The 18,515-nt window shown below is 62.9% G+C and carries 19 protein-coding genes and 1 pseudogene; 9 read left to right on the top strand and 11 right to left on the bottom strand.

Annotated features, from left to right (window positions below; translation table 11 throughout):
• The first annotated feature begins 31 nt into the window (after positions 1–31).
• Positions 32–665 (top strand): annotated as a pseudogene (locus tag ACZK3W_RS06535) (DUF6766 family protein).
• Between the two features lies 1 nt (position 666).
• Positions 667–1,257, top strand: a complete 591-nt coding sequence (locus ACZK3W_RS06530; protein WP_227851961.1) for a cysteine hydrolase family protein — start codon at positions 667–669, stop codon at positions 1,255–1,257.
• Positions 1,258–1,286: 29 nt separating this feature from the next.
• Here ACZK3W_RS06530 and ACZK3W_RS06525 read toward each other — a convergent pair whose 3' ends face one another.
• The 6 genes from ACZK3W_RS06525 to ACZK3W_RS06500 all read right to left on the bottom strand — a co-directional run bounded on the left by ACZK3W_RS06525 (position 1,287) and on the right by ACZK3W_RS06500 (position 7,247).
• The gene (locus tag ACZK3W_RS06525) at positions 1,287–2,216 is read right to left on the bottom strand and encodes an NAD(P)/FAD-dependent oxidoreductase (protein WP_164089618.1); all 930 of its coding nucleotides are present in this window, start codon (positions 2,214–2,216) and stop codon (positions 1,287–1,289) included.
• A gap of 65 nt (positions 2,217–2,281) precedes the next feature.
• Complete coding sequence (locus tag ACZK3W_RS06520; protein WP_049453278.1) at positions 2,282–2,851, bottom strand: DUF488 domain-containing protein; 570 nt, start codon at positions 2,849–2,851, stop codon at positions 2,282–2,284.
• A gap of 106 nt (positions 2,852–2,957) precedes the next feature.
• The gene (gene ligD, locus ACZK3W_RS06515) at positions 2,958–5,501 is read right to left on the bottom strand and encodes a DNA ligase D (RefSeq protein ID WP_164089617.1); all 2,544 of its coding nucleotides are present in this window, start codon (positions 5,499–5,501) and stop codon (positions 2,958–2,960) included.
• Between the two features lie 12 nt (positions 5,502–5,513).
• Complete coding sequence (locus tag ACZK3W_RS06510) at positions 5,514–5,690, bottom strand: DUF3606 domain-containing protein (RefSeq protein ID WP_008266817.1); 177 nt, start codon at positions 5,688–5,690, stop codon at positions 5,514–5,516.
• A gap of 18 nt (positions 5,691–5,708) precedes the next feature.
• Positions 5,709–6,653 carry a non-homologous end joining protein Ku gene (ku, locus tag ACZK3W_RS06505; protein ID WP_099470387.1) on the bottom strand — a complete coding sequence of 315 codons (945 nt, stop codon included), beginning with the start codon at positions 6,651–6,653 and terminating at the stop codon, positions 5,709–5,711.
• An 84-nt stretch (positions 6,654–6,737) separates the two neighbouring features.
• On the bottom strand, positions 6,738–7,247 hold the full coding sequence (locus ACZK3W_RS06500; RefSeq protein ID WP_024957537.1) for a ferritin-like domain-containing protein: 510 nt from the start codon (positions 7,245–7,247) through the stop codon (positions 6,738–6,740).
• A 130-nt stretch (positions 7,248–7,377) separates the two neighbouring features.
• Between ACZK3W_RS06500 and ACZK3W_RS06495 the strand changes: the two genes are divergently transcribed.
• Positions 7,378–8,685: a PQQ-dependent sugar dehydrogenase gene (locus tag ACZK3W_RS06495; protein ID WP_478450595.1), complete on the top strand. Its 1,308-nt coding sequence runs from the start codon at positions 7,378–7,380 to the stop codon at positions 8,683–8,685.
• 10 nt (positions 8,686–8,695) lie between these two features.
• The gene (locus tag ACZK3W_RS06490; RefSeq protein ID WP_478450594.1) at positions 8,696–9,244 is read left to right on the top strand and encodes a YbhB/YbcL family Raf kinase inhibitor-like protein; all 549 of its coding nucleotides are present in this window, start codon (positions 8,696–8,698) and stop codon (positions 9,242–9,244) included.
• 43 nt (positions 9,245–9,287) lie between these two features.
• On the opposite strand, the gene ACZK3W_RS06485 is transcribed toward ACZK3W_RS06490, so the two are convergent.
• Positions 9,288–9,665, bottom strand: a complete 378-nt coding sequence (locus tag ACZK3W_RS06485; RefSeq protein WP_164089616.1) for a response regulator — start codon at positions 9,663–9,665, stop codon at positions 9,288–9,290.
• Between the two features lie 161 nt (positions 9,666–9,826).
• Between ACZK3W_RS06485 and ACZK3W_RS06480 the strand changes: the two genes are divergently transcribed.
• Both ACZK3W_RS06480 and ACZK3W_RS06475 read left to right on the top strand, forming a co-directional pair.
• A complete protein-coding gene (locus ACZK3W_RS06480; RefSeq protein WP_164089615.1) occupies positions 9,827–10,969 on the top strand; it encodes a two-component system sensor histidine kinase NtrB in 1,143 nt (380 codons plus the stop codon).
• Position 10,970: 1 nt separating this feature from the next.
• On the top strand, positions 10,971–11,333 hold the full coding sequence (locus ACZK3W_RS06475) for a response regulator (protein ID WP_049433813.1): 363 nt from the start codon (positions 10,971–10,973) through the stop codon (positions 11,331–11,333).
• 39 nt (positions 11,334–11,372) lie between these two features.
• Here ACZK3W_RS06475 and ACZK3W_RS06470 read toward each other — a convergent pair whose 3' ends face one another.
• Entirely contained in the window at positions 11,373–11,825 is a 453-nt protein-coding gene (locus tag ACZK3W_RS06470) for a BLUF domain-containing protein (RefSeq protein WP_164089614.1), read from the bottom strand.
• 144 nt (positions 11,826–11,969) lie between these two features.
• Here ACZK3W_RS06470 and ACZK3W_RS06465 point away from each other — a divergent pair, with 144 nt between their 5' ends.
• Positions 11,970–12,803 (top strand): hypothetical protein, encoded by an 834-nt coding sequence (locus ACZK3W_RS06465; RefSeq protein WP_008267208.1) that lies wholly within the window; start codon positions 11,970–11,972, stop codon positions 12,801–12,803.
• On the opposite strand, the gene ACZK3W_RS06460 is transcribed toward ACZK3W_RS06465, so the two are convergent.
• The 3 genes from ACZK3W_RS06460 to ACZK3W_RS06450 all read right to left on the bottom strand — a co-directional run bounded on the left by ACZK3W_RS06460 (position 12,800) and on the right by ACZK3W_RS06450 (position 16,281).
• Positions 12,800–14,917: a fimbria/pilus outer membrane usher protein gene (locus ACZK3W_RS06460; protein ID WP_219631560.1), complete on the bottom strand. Its 2,118-nt coding sequence runs from the start codon at positions 14,915–14,917 to the stop codon at positions 12,800–12,802. The two genes, ACZK3W_RS06465 and ACZK3W_RS06460, sit on opposite strands and share 4 nt — an antisense overlap.
• A 93-nt stretch (positions 14,918–15,010) precedes the next feature.
• Positions 15,011–15,667, bottom strand: a complete 657-nt coding sequence (locus ACZK3W_RS06455) for a fimbrial biogenesis chaperone (RefSeq protein ID WP_164089611.1) — start codon at positions 15,665–15,667, stop codon at positions 15,011–15,013.
• A 116-nt stretch (positions 15,668–15,783) separates the two neighbouring features.
• Positions 15,784–16,281: a Csu type fimbrial protein gene (locus tag ACZK3W_RS06450; RefSeq protein WP_164089610.1), complete on the bottom strand. Its 498-nt coding sequence runs from the start codon at positions 16,279–16,281 to the stop codon at positions 15,784–15,786.
• 269 nt (positions 16,282–16,550) lie between these two features.
• On the opposite strand from ACZK3W_RS06450, the gene ACZK3W_RS06445 reads away from it, so the two are divergent.
• The gene (locus ACZK3W_RS06445; RefSeq protein ID WP_164089609.1) at positions 16,551–16,907 is read left to right on the top strand and encodes an HNH endonuclease; all 357 of its coding nucleotides are present in this window, start codon (positions 16,551–16,553) and stop codon (positions 16,905–16,907) included.
• 34 nt (positions 16,908–16,941) lie between these two features.
• Positions 16,942–17,919 carry a hypothetical protein gene (locus ACZK3W_RS06440; protein WP_164089608.1) on the top strand — a complete coding sequence of 326 codons (978 nt, stop codon included), beginning with the start codon at positions 16,942–16,944 and terminating at the stop codon, positions 17,917–17,919.
• Positions 17,920–18,515: the final 596 nt, after the last annotated feature.

Raw genomic sequence — 18,515 nt, 5'->3', positions numbered from 1 at the left:
CGGGCCCGCTTTCTTACGGGAGGGCAACAACATGTGGCGTCGCAATGGCCTGTCGATCGTGTTGTTCGCGCTGATGGCCGTCTTCCTGGTGGCTCAAGCGCTGACCGGATGGCAGGTCCATAACGAGGAACTGGCGCAGCACGGCTTGAAGTCTCTGCCGTTTTGGAGCTACCTGACCACGGGCCACTTCAGCAGCGCCACCTTCGAGAACTGGGAAAGCGAGTTCCTCCAGATGGGCATGTATGTCCTGCTCACCGTCCGGCTGCGCCAAGCCGGCTCGGCGGAGTCGGGGCCCCTCGACCCAGCAGAAGAAGAGCCCCGTGTAGGATCAGGGCCGGTTCCTTGGCCCGTGCGCAAGGGGGACGTCTGGAAGAGCCTCTACGGCCACTCTTTGGCCATTGTTTTCTTTCTCCTGTTCTTCCTCTCCTTCTCGCTCCAGGCAGTGGGAAGTTGGAGGGCCAAGTCTCAGGAAAATCGACGGGTTGCTGCCCCCATCGTTTACCGATCACCTCTCCAGCAGCGACTTTTGGTTTGAGTCCATGCAGAACTGGCAAAGCGAGTTTCTAGCGGTCTTGGCGCAGGTTGTGCTGACCATCTTCCTGCGTCAGAAGGATTCGCCACAATCCAAGACGGTGGAAGCGCCGCATTCACAGACGGGGGACTGAGGTGAGCTCCCCCGCCCTCCTGATCATCGACCTGTTCAGCAAGTTCAAATTTTCCGATGGGCAGCAACTCGCACCGCTGGCCCTCCGGGCCGCGAAAAAAGCCGGTCAGATTCGAGCGGCGTTTGACGAAAGGGGCTGGCCCGTCATCTATGCCAACGACAACTTTGGCGACTGGAAGTGCGGCTTTCACCAGCTGGCGGAAGTGTGTCGCCATGAGGACGGTCCGGCCGGTGACATTGCGCGACTCCTTTTCCCTGGTCCGGATCATTACACGGTGCTCAAGCCGAAGCACTCGGCGTTCCTGGCGACCCCACTGGCCGTGCTTCTCGCAAAGCTGGACGTTCGCACCCTGGTGCTTGTAGGCATGGCCTTGGATTCCTGTATTCACGCCACCGCTATCGACGCACACTCGCGGGAGTTCTCTACCGTTGTCATCTCCGACGCCACGGCGTGCCTGCCAAAGCGCAGGTCCGCCGCGCTGACGCTGCTGCGATCCACAGGAAGCGTCCAAGTGCGCACGACCGGAGCGCTGCTTCAGTCACTCGAGAGCGGCCCTCGCCGTTCAGCGATTGATCCTATTGGACGGAAATAGAGACATTCTTGAGCCCTTCGGGGCCTGCGTTAGGGGAGCAAGCCAAGCAAAGATCGGTGTGCGGCCACGCCCGCCAAGGCTCCCTCCCCCACCGCCAGGGCGATGTTCCCTGCAAACCGGGCTGCATCGCCGCACGCGAACACCCCTGGGATGGTGGATTGCTTGGCCGAATCCGTGGTGATGCATCCCGCGTCCTCGGTTGCGCAACCCAAGCATTTGGCCAAGCCGGAGGCCAACGTGGTTTCCGGGTGGACGAACAAGGCTTCCACTTCGCGGGAGCTGCTGTCTGCGAGAGTCAAGGACGCTTTGCCGGTCATGCCAACCAGGGCCTCCTTCTCCAGGGTCGCACCGATGCCCCTCAGCTGCAGAGAAAGCTCTTCCACCTCCGACGCAGAAAGCGCGCCGTCGTGGAACGCCGTGATCTGTCCCCACTGAGAAAGCGCCCTGACTTGGTCCATCGCTTCGGATCTGGACGCAATAAGCACGCCGATGGCTGTTCCGCAGATTTCATAGCCGTGGCAGTAGGGGCAATGGAGGACGGTTTTTCCCCATCGCTCCGCGAGCCCCGGGACGTCGGGCAACCGATCCTCCACGCCGTGCGCAAGTAGCAGTCGCTGGGCGTAGTAGTAATCGCCGGATGCACAATCGACACGGAACCCTGCCTCGAGTGAACCGGCGGCGTCGGTGGCCTCATCGGTCGCCCATTGCACTCGCTCGTAGGCGAGCAACTGCCGGCGACCGGTCTCAAGCATGGCTGCGGGGCTCACCCCATCCCACCCCAAACACCCGTGCGTCTTCCCAGCGCGTTGGTTGCGGGGCTGCCCGTGGTCTATCACCAACACCGTGCGGCAAGCGCGCGCCAACTGCAAGGCAGCCGACATGCCCGCATAGCTTCCGCCGATCACGATGGCGTCGAAGGCAGGCAGGTCCTGCGAGGTTGGTGGGCTTGGACTGGTCATCTTCGCTTGCTCGATGGGGGAAATGCGCCGGGCGTGCGCGACACGCGATCGCCCTACTGGTTGGTTCAGAACAGCTCCGTCTGAGCCGGTGGGTAGACAAGCGCTGGCCCGACGGCCTGCGCCATCGGGTTCAGCGGATGCGGCTTGGGTTCGGCGTGGGACATGATGTGCAACACCTCATGGCCCCGGTGCATCAGCAGGTCGGAGATGAGACGTCGGTGGCAGCGCCACCACGGTGCCTCCGCGCACATCAGCGCGGTCCGATGTTTGCCCCCCAGTGCAAGCACCTTCGATAGCCCGCCGGCGAACTCGGCGGTCGCCATGTGGTCTGCGTAGCCCTGAAAAGCGGCGTTGTCCCACGCACCATTGGGCGAATCCGGCTGCACCTTGCGCCGCCCGCCCAGTTCAGGAATCCAGAGATACGCCACGCCGTGCGCTGGCAACGTCTCAGCCATCTGCTCGGATGCGAACCAAGGGTGACGACGCGATCCTGGGAAGCGACGCACGTCCGCGACCGCCGAGATGCCCTGTGCGGACAGCAGTTGTAAGAACTCGTCCCAAGGTCGAGTGGAATGCCCGATGGTCCAGACGGTCACCGGGGTCGGAGCGGGAGCATCGCACTGCATGAGGCTCATTGGACAGGAGCCGGCATCAAGCCCGCGTGCTCATCACGTGCTCGGCAGCTGCCAACGACGCTCGCGTCTGCCCGTCTACGCTCGGACACGACCGCGGGGATAGGGGCTAGTCGTTTCGGGCCCATTTCGACAAGTTCTGCTTCAACGCATCGATGCCCTCCCAAGGGTCCTTGCGGCGACGTTTCAGCTTGCCCGGCACGTCCTTGATCGTGAACGCGTCAGCCCGCTTGAGCTTGGCCAGCTCACTCCACGCCAAGGGCATGGCCACCGGAGCGCCAGGCCTCCCTCGCAGTGAATAGGATGCCACGGCGGTGGCTCCTCGTCCGTTGCGGAGGTAATCGACGAATATCCGCTTGTTTCGCAGGGCCTTGGTGGCGGTGGCCAAGAACCGCTGAGGTTCCGACTGGGCCAGCGCGTCGGCGAATCCTTTGGCGAAGCGCTTGGTCAGGTCCCAGTCGCACCCCGGGTTGAGGGGCACCACGACATGAAGGCCCTTGCCTCCGGATACCCGCAGGAAGGACTCCAGCTCTAGTTGGGCCAGAAGCTTCCGGATATCAGTGGCAGCCTTTTTTACCTCCGCGAAAGGCACGTCTGGGCCGGGGTCTAGATCGAATACCACCCGGTCGGCACGGTCGGGCTCCTCCGCGTGGCTTCCCCACGGATGGAACTCCAGGGCATTGAACTGGACCAGCTCCAGCAAGCTAGCCGCGTCCCGGACCACCAAGTAGTGGGCGTTGATGCCGCTGTCCTCCTTCAACTTGACCGAGTCCACCAGCTCCAGCCCGGCGGTGTGGTGCTTCTGGAAGAAGCAAGGCTTGCCGGTGCCGGCGGGGCAGCGAATGATCGAGAGGGGCCGATTGATCACCTCTGGGAGCAGGTGATCCATGACCGCCGAGTAGTAATCCCAAACGTCTTGCTTCGTATAGCCGTCGCCAGGGAAAAGGACCTTGCTCGGGGAGGACAGCTTGGGCGGCATGCGATCGGCTTGAGGCGTTGGGGCGGTCTTGCGGGCAGAAGGCACCGCCGATGCCCGCTTCCCGCGGCCGCCCTTTACCGGGGCTCGGTCTGAGTCGGTCAGATCGGCCACGTCCTTGTCGGCCCGCACGGCTTTCAAGGAGGCTTGGCGCAGCAGTTGCTGCCCCCCGATGCCGCGATAGAACACTTCCACCACAAAGCGTGGCTCGAACCACGTGGCAGACCGAAGATCGGTGTCCTCCGTGGGCACGTAGGCCGTGGGCTTCTTGCCTCCCCCTTGGATCCTCTTGCTCACGTCCTTGATCAACGCGTCGGAGAACCCGGTGCCCACCCGGCCCACGTAGAGCCAACCGTGTTTGGGATCAGGTTTGGCCAGAAGGAGCGAGCCAAAGCCGCTGCGGCTTCCTTTGGGGGCCGTGTAACCGACCACGGCGAACTCGTCGCTGGCCAGCTGCTTGGTCTTGCGCCAGTCGTCGCTGCGGCCGGGGTGATAGCCGCGATCGGCGCGCTTGGAAATGATGCCTTCAAAGTGCTGTTCGCCAGCCAGGCGGTAGGCTTCGTTGCCGTCGCCTTGGACGTGAGAGCTGAAGGCCAAGTGGCCGGCCTGGCCCGCCAGTAGCTCCTGCAGGAGCGCCTTGCGCTCCAACAGAGGTGCTGCGGCCACGTCCACGCCATCGATGTAGAGCAGGTCGAAGAGCGCGTAGGCCAGCGCGCCTTGCCGCTCCCCGGACAATGTCGCCTGGAGCAGGTTGAAGTCCTCCTTGGTGCCCGATCCGGCGATGAGTTCGCCATCCAAGGCAGCAGAGGTAAGGCCCAACTCCGCCACGGCGTCGCGTATCTCGGGGATCTTGTCGGTCCACTCCAACGCGTTGCGGGACCAGAGCCGGACGGCCCCATCGGCGACCGTTGCGAGGATCCGATACCCGTCCCACTTGATCTCATGGACCCATTGGTCGCCCTGCGGCGGGGCCTCCCCCAGCGTGGCCAACTGGGGCTCGAAGGGGCCGGAAGGCGGAGCCGCCTCTTTCGCTTTGGGCAGGACCAAGGCCTTCTTGGCCCAGTTCTTCCGTCGCGCACGCTTTGCAGGGAGGGCTTTGAGCTTCTTCTTGTCGGCTTTACCGCCGCCGGCCCTCCTGATGTCTGCCGTTGGGGCCGCCGACACATCGGCGAGCAGATCGTCCGCTTCCAGATCGCTCGCATACGCATCGTCGTCCTTGAACAACAGCCACTGCGGCTGACGGGCAGGCTTGCCGGAGCGGACCAGGTGCCACCCGCCTTTGAGCTTGGTGCCAAACAGCTCGAAGCGCAGGTGACCCTTGGCAAGTTGTGCCTCTGGGTCTCCTTGGGTGGCCCAGACGCCGTGATCAAACTGGGCCACGTGCCCACCACCGTATTGCCCTTTGGGGATCTCGCCTTCGAAGCTGGCGTAGTCGACGGGATGGTCTTCTACTTCCACGGCCATGCGCTTGACCTTGGGGTCGTAACTGGGGCCTTTGGGGACGGCCCAACTCTTCAGGGCGTCGCCGATTTGCAGCCGGAAGTCGTAGTGCCGGCGGCTGGCGTGGTGGAGTTGGACCACGAAAATGGCGCGCTGCCCTTGGGGCAGCGCTTTGCCAGGCTCCGGCTCCTTGGTCTGGTCAAAGCGGCGCTTGCGGCGGTATTCGACCAAGGACATGACGGCTCCTCGTTACTTGCCCAGGTGCTTGCGAACGGCCGCAGCGGTGGGGCCCACGGCTTTGACGGCGGCCCGGAGCTCGTCGGCGGACACGCCCAGCGCCTTGGTCCAATACTGGAGCTCGTAGTCTTCGTTGACGTTGATGCGGTCGCGGTCCGGGCTGCCGGTGTTCTTCTTGTCGTCGCTCATGGGATTCTCCTTGGGTGATCAGGCGCTCTTTCGAGCCTTTTTGGCGGGGACCTTCTTTGCAGCTTTTTTGGCTGACGCCTTCTTAACGGCGGCCTTCTTGGCAGGCTTGCTGTCTTTGGCGGAGGGCTTGGAGGCGGTCTTCACCGGCGTTGCCTTCGCCGGGGTGCGCTTGTTGGTCTCCAAGCTCTTTTGGAGCAAGGCCATGAAATCCACCACGTTGGTCGCCGAGTCCTCGCGGTGCTCCGGTTCCTCAAACGTCGTCGTGGCACCGGCCTGCTTGACCCGCTTCTTGATGATGTCGGACAGGCGCTCGCGGAACTCGTCCTGGTAGCTGTCCGGCTCCCACTCAGAGGTCATGCTCTCAATCAGCTGCTTGGCCATTTCGAGCTCTTTGGGCGCAACCCGGTAGTCCGACGCCCCACCCTGCGGCAGTTTGTATTCGTCCGGAGCCACCAACTCCTGCGGGTAGCGAAGCAGGATCATGATCAACGCATCGCCTTCGGGCATCACCGCGCAAATGTATTCGCGCGTGCGGATGACCACCCTGGCGATGCCCACCTTGCCGGTTTCCTTCAGGGTCTCTCGGAGTAGGACATAGCCCTTTTCGGCCTTCTTGCCAGGCACCAAGATGTAGGGTTTTTCGAAGAACCTCAGCCCGATGCTCTCGGCGTCGACAAAGGCCTCCACGTCAATGGACTCGTGCGTCTCGGGGGCGGCCGCGGCGATGTCTTCTTTCTCTATGACGACGTAGCTGCCCTTGTCGTATTCGAAGGCTTTGACGATGTCCTTCCAAGGCACTTCTTCGCCGGTTTCGGCGTTGACCCGCTCGTAGCGAATGGGCTTTTTGTTTCGTGCGTCCAACATGCGAAAGCTCAGATCCATGCGACGCTCGCCGGACATGAGGGACACCGGAACGTTGAGCAGCCCGAAGGACAACGAACCACTCCAGATGGGCCTGGGCATGCCAGCCGCCTCCAATCCTAGGGCCTTTCGTTGTAGGCCCGGCCGCGTCGGCCGGGCGTGAACCCGGCCGGCGCGGCGCAGCGGTTACTTTTTGGCTTCGACGCCCGGCGTGGCGTCGCGCACCATGAACTCTTCGGTCACCTCGGGCAGGTGGGCCGCCAGCCAGTCGGCCATCGCCTCTTCCTGCACGAGGATTTCTTCGCAGATCCGGGCCGTTTCTGCATCGCCCACCGTCTTCGCTGCGGCGATCAGGGCCGTGTAGGAGGCGATCTCGAAATGCTCGAAGACGTAACCGGCCATCGCGCCTTTGACGATCTCGTCGGAGGCCGTCATGCCGCCGACGGCCTGACCGAAGGCTGCCATCTTGCCCATCACGTCCTTGAGGGTCGACGGCGAGCCGCCCAAGCGCTTAATGCACCCTTCCAGCCGTTCGCGTTGACCGATGGTTTCCTGAATGTGTTCCTCGATGCGCGCCTTCAGCACCGGGTAGTGCTCGATGCGGGACGCCTGCCCCTTGAGCATGGTCTCCGCCTGTTGCTCCATTGCGTGTGCGTCGCGCAGCCAGTCCAACAGGTTCTCTTTGAGCTCTGCCATGGATGTCCTCCTCTCGTGTCGGGCGAAGCCTTACCGTATCGAGGCTGGGATGCGGATCAAGCGATCCCCGAGTGAAGGCTTGGCGAACGGCGGAGCATCTCAGACCGGCGGTGCGTGGGCCTGGAGATCGATGGCCCTCGTGGTGAACGGCGCGCATGCAACGCATTCGCAGGCCATTGACCGCTCCCGCCACATGCTGAACGCTCCTCAGCGCCAGGCCATCCTCATGACCCGTTCCGCGCTTTTGCTCGTCTTCTTGGCCCCCTCCCTCGCCTTCGCTCAGCAGGGGGACGGAACCGACGTCCAAGCCAACGTCCATACGTTCAAACCCGCCAAGGTAGATGCGACGCCCGAGCGCGTTCAGGCCCTGACGGTGCCCAGTGGCTTCCAAGTGCGTCCCCTTGCGCAAGGCCTTCAGAATCCGCGGATCATCGCCGTGGCACCAGACGGGCGGATTTATGTCTCACGTCGAGATCAAGGCGACGTGCTGTTGCTGGAGGATGCCAATGAAGACGGAGCCTTGGACGCCGAACCGAAGGTGGTCTTCTCGCGTCCAGGGGCGCACGGCCTGGCCATCGCCAACGGGCAGCTGTATGTCGCCACGGCCAACGACGTGTATCGCGCCCCCATACACCCCGACGGGACGTTGGGTCCAGAGGAACGGATCATCAACGACCTGCCCGATGGCGGTCAGCACCCCAACCGCACGCTGGCCTTTGGCCCCGATGGGATGCTCTACATCAGCGTGGGCTCGTCCTGTAACGCGTGCAACGAGACCAATCCCGAGCACGCGGCACTGCTGAGGTCCTCGCCGAATGGCAAGAGCCGTTCCATCTTCGCCAGTGGCCTGCGGAACACCATCGGCTTTGCTTGGGACCCCAAAACGGGGGAGCTGTGGGGGATGGATCACGGCATCGACTACTTGGGCAACGATGAGCAGCCCGAGGAGCTCAACCGCATTCAGAAAGGAAAGAAGTATGGTTGGCCCCACATCTGGGGCAAGGACGGGGTGAATCCCCAGAGCACACCGCCAGGGCAGATCAGCAAACAGCAATGGGCGGCGACAAGCGAGCCCATGGTGCTGGGCTACACCGCCCACGCGGCCCCCATGCAGATGCTGTTCTACACCGGCCAGCAGTTTCCGGCAGCTTACCGGGGGGACGCCTTCGTGACGATGCGCGGTTCCTGGAACCGCAAGCCTGCGTCGGGCTACGAGGTGGTGCGGGTTCGTTTCGACGCCGGCAAGCCGGTCGGCTTTGAGCCCTTCTTGACCGGCTTCCTGGTCGACAACGGCCAAGCGCACATCGCACGGCCCGTCGGTCTGGCGATGACCAAGGGGGGGGGCCCTGCTGGTTGGCGACGATGCCAACGGCGTCATCTACCGTGTGACTTACGGCCAGGGCCAAGCGTCCGCCTCCCCCGCGGCGGCAGTGCCTAGCGGGCCCTTGATGGCCCAAGTCAATCAAGGCTCGGGGGTCCCGTTGGCCAAGGATCGGATCGGCAACGCCGCTGCGTTCGAGATCCGCTCTCCGTCGTTCTCCTCGGGCCAAGCGTTGCCTTCCCGCTTCAGCGCGTATCACGACGATGCGTCGCCCGCTCTTTCGTGGAGCCCGGTGCCTGGTGCCAAGTCTTATGCGCTGATCATGGAGGACCCGGACGCGGCCAACGTCAAGCCCTTTGTTCACTGGGTGGCCTACAACATCCCAGCCACCACACAATCACTGCCGGAGGGCCTGCCCGTCGATCCACGGCTGCTGAAACCGGAGGGAATGCTGCAGGGGGCCAACAGCCGAGGCTCGGTAGGCTACTTTGGCCCTAAACCGCCGGTCGAGGATCCACCGCACCATTACCATTTCCAGCTGTTGGCCTTGGACACCGTGCTTGATATGAAGGCCGGGGCAACGCGGGACGAGGTGCTGAAGGCCGCGAAGGGCCACATCCTGGGCGTGAGCGAGATCGTGGGCACCTACCAGCAGACCGCCGCCCCGCTGAAATAAAAAAAGGGACCCGAAGGTCCCGACCGGTGCTAGGTCCGGAAACTCAGTGAACCTCCAGTTCCTGGCGAAGGGACTGGAGGGCGGCGGCGATCTCTTTCAGGCGAAAAGGCTTTTCAAGGAAGGGCGTGCCTTTGAAGCGTTCGGGCAGCCGGTTGGCCCCAAGACCGGTCGTAAACAGGAACGGCACCCCCAACTCGACCAAGCGATCGGCCACGGGGTAAGACTCGACCCCGTTCAAGTTGACGTCCAGCACCGCAACATCGAAGGCCGCCTCCTCGGCGCATACCAAGGCTGTGGGCAAATCTTCGGCCGTCTTGGAGACGTCGTAGCCGACTTGGGCAATGGCCTGCTCCAAGACCATCATGAGAGTGGGTTCGTCCTCTACAAGAAGAACCCTTACTGCTTTGCCGTCCAATCCCATGACTTTCTCCCTACAAGCGCTCTGAGTGGATGTGCCACGATTGGACAGTGTGGCCCGAGGGCTCGCCCGATTTGTTAAGAGGGCGCAAAAGGATGACGGCCGTCGCTCTTCTACACTGCGCACTCTGTCGCCCTTCGGTGGCCCTGCCGAGAGGATGACCCATGAACCAACCAGCGAAAGCGAAAACCGATTTGAGGGACGAGAGCCGGCAGTTTGCCCTGCTGGTGAACTCGGTCACCGACTACGCCCTATACATGCTCGACCCCAGCGGGGTGATCCAGACCTGGAACCCGGGTGGGCAACGAATCAAGGGCTACCAGGCTGCCGACGTGGTCGGCACCAACTTTTCCCGCTTCTACCTGCCCGAGGAGGCCCAAGCCGGCCTACCAGAGCGAAACCTGCGGACCGCGGCCTTGGAGGGGCGCTATGTCGCCGAAGGCTGGCGGTTGCGCCAAGACGGAACGCGCTTTCGCGCCAGTGTGGTGATAGACCCCATCTGGGAAGACGGGGAACTGGTGGGGTTTGCCAAAATCACCCGCGACATCACCGAGCGCCACGAAGCGCAGGAGCAGCTGCTCCAAGCCCAGCGCGATCTCCTGCAGGCGCAGAAGATGGAGGCCATCGGTAAGTTCACGCTGGGCTTGGCCCATGATTTCAACAACCTGTTGACGATCGTGGCCAACTGCCTGGACCTCATCAGCCTGCGGGTCAAAGACGGGGGCGTGGCCAAGCTCATTGACACGGCGCAGCGGGCCGCTGAGCGCGGGGCCCTTCTGACTCGGCAGTTGCTGACCTTTGGCAAGGGCCAAACCCTGGTGCCAGAGGCCGTCGATTTGGCCGCCTTGATGGCCGAATGCGAAGCGCTGCTGCGCCGCTCTGCCGGCGACGCGATCGCATTGACGGTCGAGGTTTCTCGAGGCCTTCCGACCTTGTCGCTGGACAAAGCACAGCTGGAGGCCGCAATCCTTAACCTGGTGTGCAACAGCCGCGATGCCATGCCGAAGGGCGGAACGATCCTCATCACGGCCTCTGCGCGGCAAACCCGCGATCCTACGTTGCCCAACGCCAGTGAAAGCCCTTACATCTGCTTGAGCGTCCGAGACGACGGTTCAGGGATTGAGGCGGACCAGCAGGCCAGGGTATTTGAACCGTTTTTCACTACCAAACCCATCGGAAGGGGCAGCGGGCTGGGCTTGAGCCAAGTGTTTGGCTTCACGGCCCAGTCCGGCGGGTTCACCGAGCTCCAGAGCGAGCTTGGGAAGGGAACCCGCGTCAGCCTTTGCTTCCCCGCACCAGAGCATTGAGATGCCGATCCACGTGTTGTTTGTTGAAGACGAAGACGATCTCCGCAGCGTCGTCGTCGAGGCCCTGACCTCTCAGGGCTTCCAAGTCACTCCCGCCAGCAACGGGGACGAGGCCCTCGTCCTCCTGCGCGGCAGCGCCAAGTTCGCGGTGGTAGTGACCGACTTCAACATGCCGGACAGCGCCGACGGGCTGGAGGTCGCGGCGGAAGCCGCGGTTGCTCAACCCCAGGCCCGCGTCATGCTCGCGTCTGGCCTTCAACGCTCGCAGCTGCCCCCGCTGCCCGAGAAGGTTCGATTTCTCCCGAAGCCTTACCGCTTCCGACAGCTTGTTACGGCGATCCACGAAGACTTGGGCTGCACGTAGGGGTCGGATTCCTTGCGCTGCCTGGCGGTCGCCACTGGTTCACCTTCCTACCAGTGCGCGCCTGCTCACTAGGAACATTAAACGGTCGATCGCGGTTGCGTTCAACGCTTCTCCATCCCCCCGCACCTTGAAGCCGGCCCAGTCGCCCTCTGCGACCTCGCTCAGCTCTTGGACTTCCACAGGCAACCAGCGCATAGGCCAGTAAGGCAAGCGACGATCCGTGATCGTCCCTCTTTGCAGCTCGATCAGATCGTGATGGCTCGAAGCACCGAGCACTCTGGAGAACACCACGTCCAACCCGTCCGGGGGGCCTTCCATGTATTGGAGGAAGCGCGTGCCGTCGAACAAGAGCACCCCACTGACACCTGCGTCCCGGTTAAATCGAGTTGCGTCGTCGACCAGCTCCTGGAGCTTGCCGCTCCGGAGGCCAAGCAGATCGCCGCGCAACGCGTCGGATGCCTCGCTGACATACACCACGGCCCTGATGGGCATTGGGCGCTCCTTCTCAACTGGTCTGGCCATCCCCCCTTCCACGAACTCTAGTCCCGCCCACGCATTTAGGCAATCTCGTTGGGAGATAGTGCCTACAGGCGGCTGTTAACTTGATCCCGAGTTCCAATCGAGTAACCTTTGATTATGGCCCTTTACAACATCGCGGAACGTTTAAGCACGGCTAAAGAACTAATCAGCAGGGGCGATGACGCGTCATTCATCTACGCCGCGCTGGAACTACGATTCTGCTTGGAATCTGTGGCTTATCAGAACTTGGCTGCATACGGTGAAGACGTTTCCACCGAGCTTGCTCGCGAATGGCGACCGGACCAGATCATCAAAATGCTGGCCACGTTCGACCCCAACTCTGATCAAACAGCCAGCTTTTCCATCTCGGTCACGCCGCTGCCCGAAGACCTCGATTTCGCCTCAACTGACTTGAAGGCCGCTTTCAAGGACAAGGATTTTTTGCCGATAGGCGAGGCCAAACGCATTCCTTGGGGCAAGTTTCGCAGTTACTACAACTCGTTGGGGAGCTTTCTCCATTTGCGCAAAGATCTGACGAACGCACGGCCGAAGATCGAAAGGCTCCGTGTTCTCATCGGTGAGCTGGAAGAGGTTGCGAGCTCGACGCTGATCGCTGCCGGCAAGGATCTCGCGACGGGCAAATGCGTCGACTGCGGCCATGTGCTGATTCTCGGCCCGGCAGAGCAAGCGGGGGACAAGCCCGTTTTCTGCCCGAATACCAAGTGCAACTCGAGCTATTTGGCCATCAAGGGGGACCCGGAGCGACGGGTGCAGAAGGTCGAAGCCCTGGGGCTGCGCTGCGAATGCGGGGCCATCGTTCCTATCTTGCCAGAGAGGCTCCTCAAGCCTGCGGTTTGCCCGGAATGTGGGTTGACCGTTTGCGCAGTCATTGCTGCAAAGGCAAGAGTGCTAGGGGTGCCGCCCACTCGCGAGGGAGATCTGAGCGGCTAGTTGCACCTTAACTTCGCCACTTCGTCCACGCCCAGCAGTGGAGACGGCAACACGGCTTTGCACACGTCCGACACCTCAACGGCCATCCCCGGCTCGGGGTGTTCCAGGTAGAGCGCTCCGTCGTAGCCCACCATTGCTTGTTCGTTCGGCGTAGATGCCAGGGTGCCCGGCGCGATGCTGGCCCCTGTCAGAGTGAAGGCCCGGGCGTTCTGCGTCAGCACGGGGAAGGTCACCCGCACACCGCCTTGGCGGGGGGCCACCGATTGCTTTTCGGTCTCCCCGATCTCCACGCCCACCGGCAGCTCCTTGTCCTTGAGGCTGACGGTGGTGGGCAGCAAGGAGGGAACGTCGGTGACCAGCACGCGGCCTTGCTTGTTGGTCTGGCCGACCGGTGCGCCGTTGACCCGCACCGGCACGCCCGCTTGGCCCGGCACATCCACCACGGCGAAGCTGGCGTAGGCGGGTCGCCCGAAGGCCACGCCGCGGTGGTCCAGGAACACGGCGCCGGAGAAGTTGGCCGCCACCTGGGTTTGCCCGTCGTAGCGGTCCAGCATGATCCGGGCGTCGCCGTAACGCGTCATGGCATCCGCCGTGGCCTGGGTGCTGCCCTGATCGCCCTCGGTGTGCTCTGCAGCCACGCGAAGGCCGCCCTCGGTGCGGTAGGTCGCTCGGGTGGTCAGGGCATCCTGGCCTGGGGCCTGGCGGGCCCGCACACCCACGCTGGCCTTGCTGCCGAAGCGATACGTGTAGGTCGCCGATACCTGGAGATCGCCGCCGTTGAGGTCCTTCAGCACGTTGGCGGACACCTGGCCTGCAGTGCCCAGGTTCGCGCTCACGCCCAAGGAAGCGAAGGCCAGGCTGGAGCGCCCCGTGTCGATGGCGCTGTAGATGCCACGCAAAGTGAAGCGGCGATCCGGGCGGTAGGAAACGCTGGCTTGGGTGCGCGAAGCGATGGGCAGCGCCGTCTCGATCTGCAGTCGCCAGAAACCGTCGTTTTCTTCGTGTTCCAGCCGCAGGCCAAAGGTGGGCCCTCGGTAGTCGTAGGCAGCAGCCCAACGCGTCCCGCCGTCGCTTGAGCGCCCCACCTCCCCGTCGAGCACGCCCCAGGTGCCCGGGGCCCAGGTGGAACCCACGGTGACGTTGCCCTTGCCGTTCTCGTCCACCTGACCACCGGCTCGGATGGTCCAGCGGTCGTTGACGCCCTTGGCCCACGACGCGCTGACGCCGGCCGTGCCGTAGCGGTTTTCGTCTTCGCGGACTTGTCCGGCGGCGATTTCCCAAGCGGAGAGTCCAGGACGCAGCAGGGTTGGGGCGACGTAGAGGCGTGCAGTGGAAACGGCGGTCTGGCGGCCGTAGGCGTCTCGCACCACCACAGCCGTTTGGCTGGCTCCCAAGGCCACGTTTCGACTGTCCACGGTGAAGGGGCCGGCCTTGACGTCCTGGCGCGTGATTTCGGCTTGGTTGGACAGGACCTTGACCTGCCCCGGATCCAGCGCGATGCCCCCCAAGGTCGGGACGGGCCACGTCGGCGTGAGCGGATCCAGCGCTGCCGGGTCCTTCGCGAGGCGAATGCCGCCCAGCGCCACGGGGCCGATGCGGGGCGTGGCGTAGACATCGCCGGCTTGCCAGGTTCGTTGGCGCTGCAGGTCGTCCTTCTGCCAGGTCGTCATGCCGCGGCGCATGCCAAACCCGGCGGGGGATTGGTTGAACTGCCCGGTGGTGGAGACCGCGCCCCAACGCCCTCCGGTGCGCGCCTCCAGTGCCAAGGACGTCGCTTGTTGGCCGCCTGCAATCTGGGTGGCGAGGTTGTAGTTGACCAAGACGCCCCCGATGGCCGGCGAGACCTGGGAAACCGGGGTGCCTCGTCGGGTGAGCTGCTGGGCTGGCTTGCGGTCGGCGGGGATGGTGAGCCGGACCGTGGCGTTCTCGGGGTTGTAAGCCACCGAGACGCCCAAGGCTTGGTCAGTCAGGTCCTGCCCCTCTTCGCCCGGGCGAAGGGTCACGCCGAGCTGCTGCCAAGTCGTGGCTTGCGCGACCCAAGCCCCGTTCTGCTGCCAGAGCAACACGGGGTCTTTGGCGGGCTGGCCGTTGGCCAGGATAGCCGCTGCAAGCACGGGTTCCACCCCGTCTGGGATGGCCGCGTGCGCGCTGCCAATGGACAGGACCAGCGCGAGGCCCAGGACGCTTCCCCGCCGCACGTGTCGCCCTCAGTTCACGGGGACGACGACGGGAGCCCCGTTGACCGTGATTGAGAGCTTGGACGCCTTGAGGCCAGGCTTGAGCTCCACGTGCTTGCTCTGCCCTGGCAATACCCATCCCAGCGCCCCTTCGCGCCATGCCGGCATGCCTTGAGGACCGACGGCGGTCAGGCGCGCGGCGGTCGAACCGGTGTTGGTCAGCAGAAGCCCGTCGGCGGTGAAGCGCGCCCTGAGCACGGGAGGACCGGCCTTGGCGTCTTCAAACCCCACCGGCAGGTTCTGGTGGATCAACAACTGCACCTGGCCCGCCGTGGACGGCTGGGGCAACTGGCGCAGCAGCACGCGGTAGTAGCCCGGCGTGCCGATGCCTTGGGTGCGCACCAACCGCACGGCCCGGCGGGACCCAAGCGGGATTTCGACCACGGACGGTGCCGCGAGCACCGCCTTGGCGGGGCTGGTCACGTCCTGCCCGCTGGCGTCTTGGGACCAGTCCAGCACCGTCACTTGGAAACGCTCGGGGGTTTTCCCATGGTTTTCCAAGGTCAACGCGCCTGCCCTTTCTCCAGCCGGGGCCACGATGCTTGTGGGAAACAACGACACGTTGCCCGCCGATGCAGGAGCGGCGCCCAGCAAAAACAATGAAACCACCAACAAACGCTTCAACATCATTCCTCCGAAACGATCAACTCCTTTGATCCAAACAAAACTTTTAAAGTTGTCAACCCACCACCAAAAGAAAACCCCCGGAGATTTCCGGGGGCTTCAAGTAAAACGGCTGAGGATCAGTAAGTCAGGGTCACGGCGATGGTGTCGGAGAAGGTTCCGCCGGGCACCTTGTTCAGATCATAGAAGGCATAACCGATGCCGATCATCTGCTGCTCACCGGTTCCCACGCCCTCCCAAGCATCGGCCCCACTGCCCCATATCTGGCTGACACCAGGATCTTTGAAGAGGCCGTAGGCGACGAAGTTTCCGGCCCCATCGGACACGGCGCGGTGATTGGGACGAGCAATCGCGGCGCCGTAGTTCAACCCATCGCCGGGCACGATGCTAAAGGCCGTGCCCTGGTTACAACGCACCAGCAACGCGCCGTTGGAATAACCCTGCGTGCCAACCGCCAAACCGTTGTATTCACCGCCGCTCAGCTGGGTCACGAGCAGGCTGCACTCGTTGTTCACGGTCGCAGAAATGATCAGGTCTTCGGTGACGTCAGCGGCGGACGCCGAAGTGGCAGAAAACGCGGCCATCAAGGCCAGAGAAAAAGAAAGGGTCTTGCGCATGAAAAATCCTCCTCGGATATTGGGGAAAGGGGAAAGGGCCCGGCTTGGGCTTGCTTCACCAATACTCGATAAATCCATTTCCGCAAGAGGATCGGGCAACAAGATTTGGAGGTGCCAACCCAAGCGCTTGCACCGAAGACACGAGTAAGCTAAAAAGCAATCGCCGGTCGCTGAAGCGTCGGTGTTGTGCCCGCATGCCAGTAGGCTCCGGGTGCCCGAGGTCCACCCAATGGGGGCGCGGGAATCTTTTTTCGATTCCGGAGCTTTCCATGACGACCAAACGCCGCAAATCCCTCCGCACGTCCGCCTTCCATGCCCAGTTGGGCCGCTGCTTCTATTGCGGTCTGCCGATGTGGCTCGAAGCCCCATCAGAACTGGGACTGAAGTCCCGCAAGGCTCAAGCCTTTCAGTGCACCGCCGAACACCTGCTGGCCCAGCAAGACGGGGGCCGAGACGTGTCCGGGAACGTGGTGGCCGCACATGCCCGATGCAACCAGTGCAGGCATAAGCGGAAGGGGCCAGCCCCTTCCCCCGATGCTTTCCGCGCGCTCGTGATGAGGCGCGTCAACGCGGGGAAGTGGTGGCCCCAAAACCAGAAGTTCTGGCAACATCAGTCGACCCAGTAGGGGCGATGCCTTGCCCCACTGCAAGGAGGCTTTGATGTTGATTCGGGGGGCAGAACCCGTCAGTTGCTTTGGGCTAGCCGGCTGCGATGAGAACGCGGGCACCTATGCCCTGGGATGGTGCCTGGAGCAGTCCGCAGCGCTTCGTGCGGAGCTCTTCGGTGCCATGGGGCTTGATCCGTTGGCACAGGTGGCGCTTTCCAGCCAAGACTTCGGCATGAAGGATCGCGGGTTCACTGATTTGGAGGTTCTTTCAGGCACGGCCTTTCATCTGGTGTTTGAAGCCAAGCGACACTGGCAGGTGGCCACGCATGCGCAACTTGCCCGGTATGTCCATCGCTTGGCCGACTCGAATGTGCAGCACAAGCGGCTCATCTCGGTCAGCGCGGCTCGGAAGGATTGGGCCGTTCGGCACCTTCCTGCGGACGTCGAGGGCATCCCCGTCGATCACCTCTCCTGGTCTGAAATCCGTGCCATGGCGAAGCGGGCTCTTGCTGCGACCAGAAACCAAATCGAACGCTTGTGGCTGGACCAGCTCGCCTTACACCTATCGGAATATGGAATGACCTCCAACGCGTTTGACTCGCTCGCCTATGTGGTCTCGCTAAGCCGCGACTTGATGCCCAGCTCTCAAGAGCTGACCTGGATCGATGTCGTAACCAAGCAGGGCAAGTATTTCCATCCCATCGGTGGCAATGGCTGGCCCACTGTCCCGCCGGCCTACATCGGCTTCCGTTACCTATCGCAGTTCCGAAGTGTCCACTTCATCGAGCGCGTAGACACGGTTGATCGGCTTCAGGACGTAGACCCGCATTGGCCGGAGACCCATTCTCCGCACTTCGTCTACACCCTTGGCCCCGCGATGCGTCCAGCGACGGTGTTGCCACTGGGGAATATCTACTACACCGCCCGGCACCGGGTCGCGTTGGACCTGCTTCTTAGCGGCAAAGCAGCCACGTATGAGGAGGCGGTTGCGCTCACCAGGGACCGCCAAGCCCAGCGAGGCGAGGCCTGACACTAGGCGAAAAATAGGCCGGAGTGAGCCGGCCGAACGATCCCGAGGAACATGGGATGGGCAGGATTCTGCCTATCCCGATTTGCAAAGGTTGGGACCATTGGCTCAAATCGCGTCCAAGCGCCGAGCGCAAGCGACCGCGACTCGGTGAGTTGCAAGCATCAGGCTATGCTGAAAATCTGCTTCGTAGATGCTTTACCCACCGCCAAAAAAAGCAGCGCCTTTCAAGAGCAGGAAGCATCCAATGCCACTCAGGATTGAAGTCAACCACCCGACCGGTATCAATCGCGCCCACTTTCAAGAGAAGCTTCGTATAAGCCGGCGAGTGCTTGCGCAGCCTAAAAACAACTCTTTTGATCCCAAGCTCACGTTGAGCTGAACAGACAAATCCACGTAAAAGCGACTCACCGAACCCCTTACCCTCAAGCGCCTTATCAACAGCAAAGTGCCCTAATATCAAATCGGAGCCACTCAGCCGCCACTCGTGAACGTAGCCAGCACTCCTCCCGGCAAAGTAGACATATAGGTTGGGCGTCTGACTGGAAGCATTGCTAAATCGCTTGAGTCCACGTTTCCCTTGAAACGTCCGTGCGTAG

This window comes from Stenotrophomonas sp. 80084_Sma, from assembly GCF_056481995.1.
This window is presented reverse-complemented; position numbering and strand designations above follow the sequence as displayed.

Coding starts and splice junctions, on each gene's coding strand:
- ACZK3W_RS06525 (WP_164089618.1), bottom strand. CDS start 2,216: ATGACCAGTCCAAGCCCACCAACCTCGCAGGACCTGCCTGCCTTCGAC.
- ACZK3W_RS06520 (WP_049453278.1), bottom strand. CDS start 2,851: ATGAGCCTCATGCAGTGCGATGCTCCCGCTCCGACCCCGGTGACCGTC.
- ligD (WP_164089617.1), bottom strand. CDS start 5,501: ATGTCCTTGGTCGAATACCGCCGCAAGCGCCGCTTTGACCAGACCAAG.
- ACZK3W_RS06510 (WP_008266817.1), bottom strand. CDS start 5,690: ATGAGCGACGACAAGAAGAACACCGGCAGCCCGGACCGCGACCGCATC.
- ku (WP_099470387.1), bottom strand. CDS start 6,653: ATGCCCAGGCCCATCTGGAGTGGTTCGTTGTCCTTCGGGCTGCTCAAC.
- ACZK3W_RS06500 (WP_024957537.1), bottom strand. CDS start 7,247: ATGGCAGAGCTCAAAGAGAACCTGTTGGACTGGCTGCGCGACGCACAC.
- ACZK3W_RS06495 (WP_478450595.1), top strand. CDS start 7,378: ATGGCCCTCGTGGTGAACGGCGCGCATGCAACGCATTCGCAGGCCATT.
- ACZK3W_RS06490 (WP_478450594.1), top strand. CDS start 8,696: ATGGCCCAAGTCAATCAAGGCTCGGGGGTCCCGTTGGCCAAGGATCGG.
- ACZK3W_RS06485 (WP_164089616.1), bottom strand. CDS start 9,665: ATGGGATTGGACGGCAAAGCAGTAAGGGTTCTTCTTGTAGAGGACGAA.
- ACZK3W_RS06480 (WP_164089615.1), top strand. CDS start 9,827: ATGAACCAACCAGCGAAAGCGAAAACCGATTTGAGGGACGAGAGCCGG.
- ACZK3W_RS06475 (WP_049433813.1), top strand. CDS start 10,971: ATGCCGATCCACGTGTTGTTTGTTGAAGACGAAGACGATCTCCGCAGC.
- ACZK3W_RS06470 (WP_164089614.1), bottom strand. CDS start 11,825: ATGCCCATCAGGGCCGTGGTGTATGTCAGCGAGGCATCCGACGCGTTG.
- ACZK3W_RS06465 (WP_008267208.1), top strand. CDS start 11,970: ATGGCCCTTTACAACATCGCGGAACGTTTAAGCACGGCTAAAGAACTA.
- ACZK3W_RS06455 (WP_164089611.1), bottom strand. CDS start 15,667: ATGTTGAAGCGTTTGTTGGTGGTTTCATTGTTTTTGCTGGGCGCCGCT.
- ACZK3W_RS06450 (WP_164089610.1), bottom strand. CDS start 16,281: ATGCGCAAGACCCTTTCTTTTTCTCTGGCCTTGATGGCCGCGTTTTCT.
- ACZK3W_RS06445 (WP_164089609.1), top strand. CDS start 16,551: ATGACGACCAAACGCCGCAAATCCCTCCGCACGTCCGCCTTCCATGCC.
- ACZK3W_RS06440 (WP_164089608.1), top strand. CDS start 16,942: ATGTTGATTCGGGGGGCAGAACCCGTCAGTTGCTTTGGGCTAGCCGGC.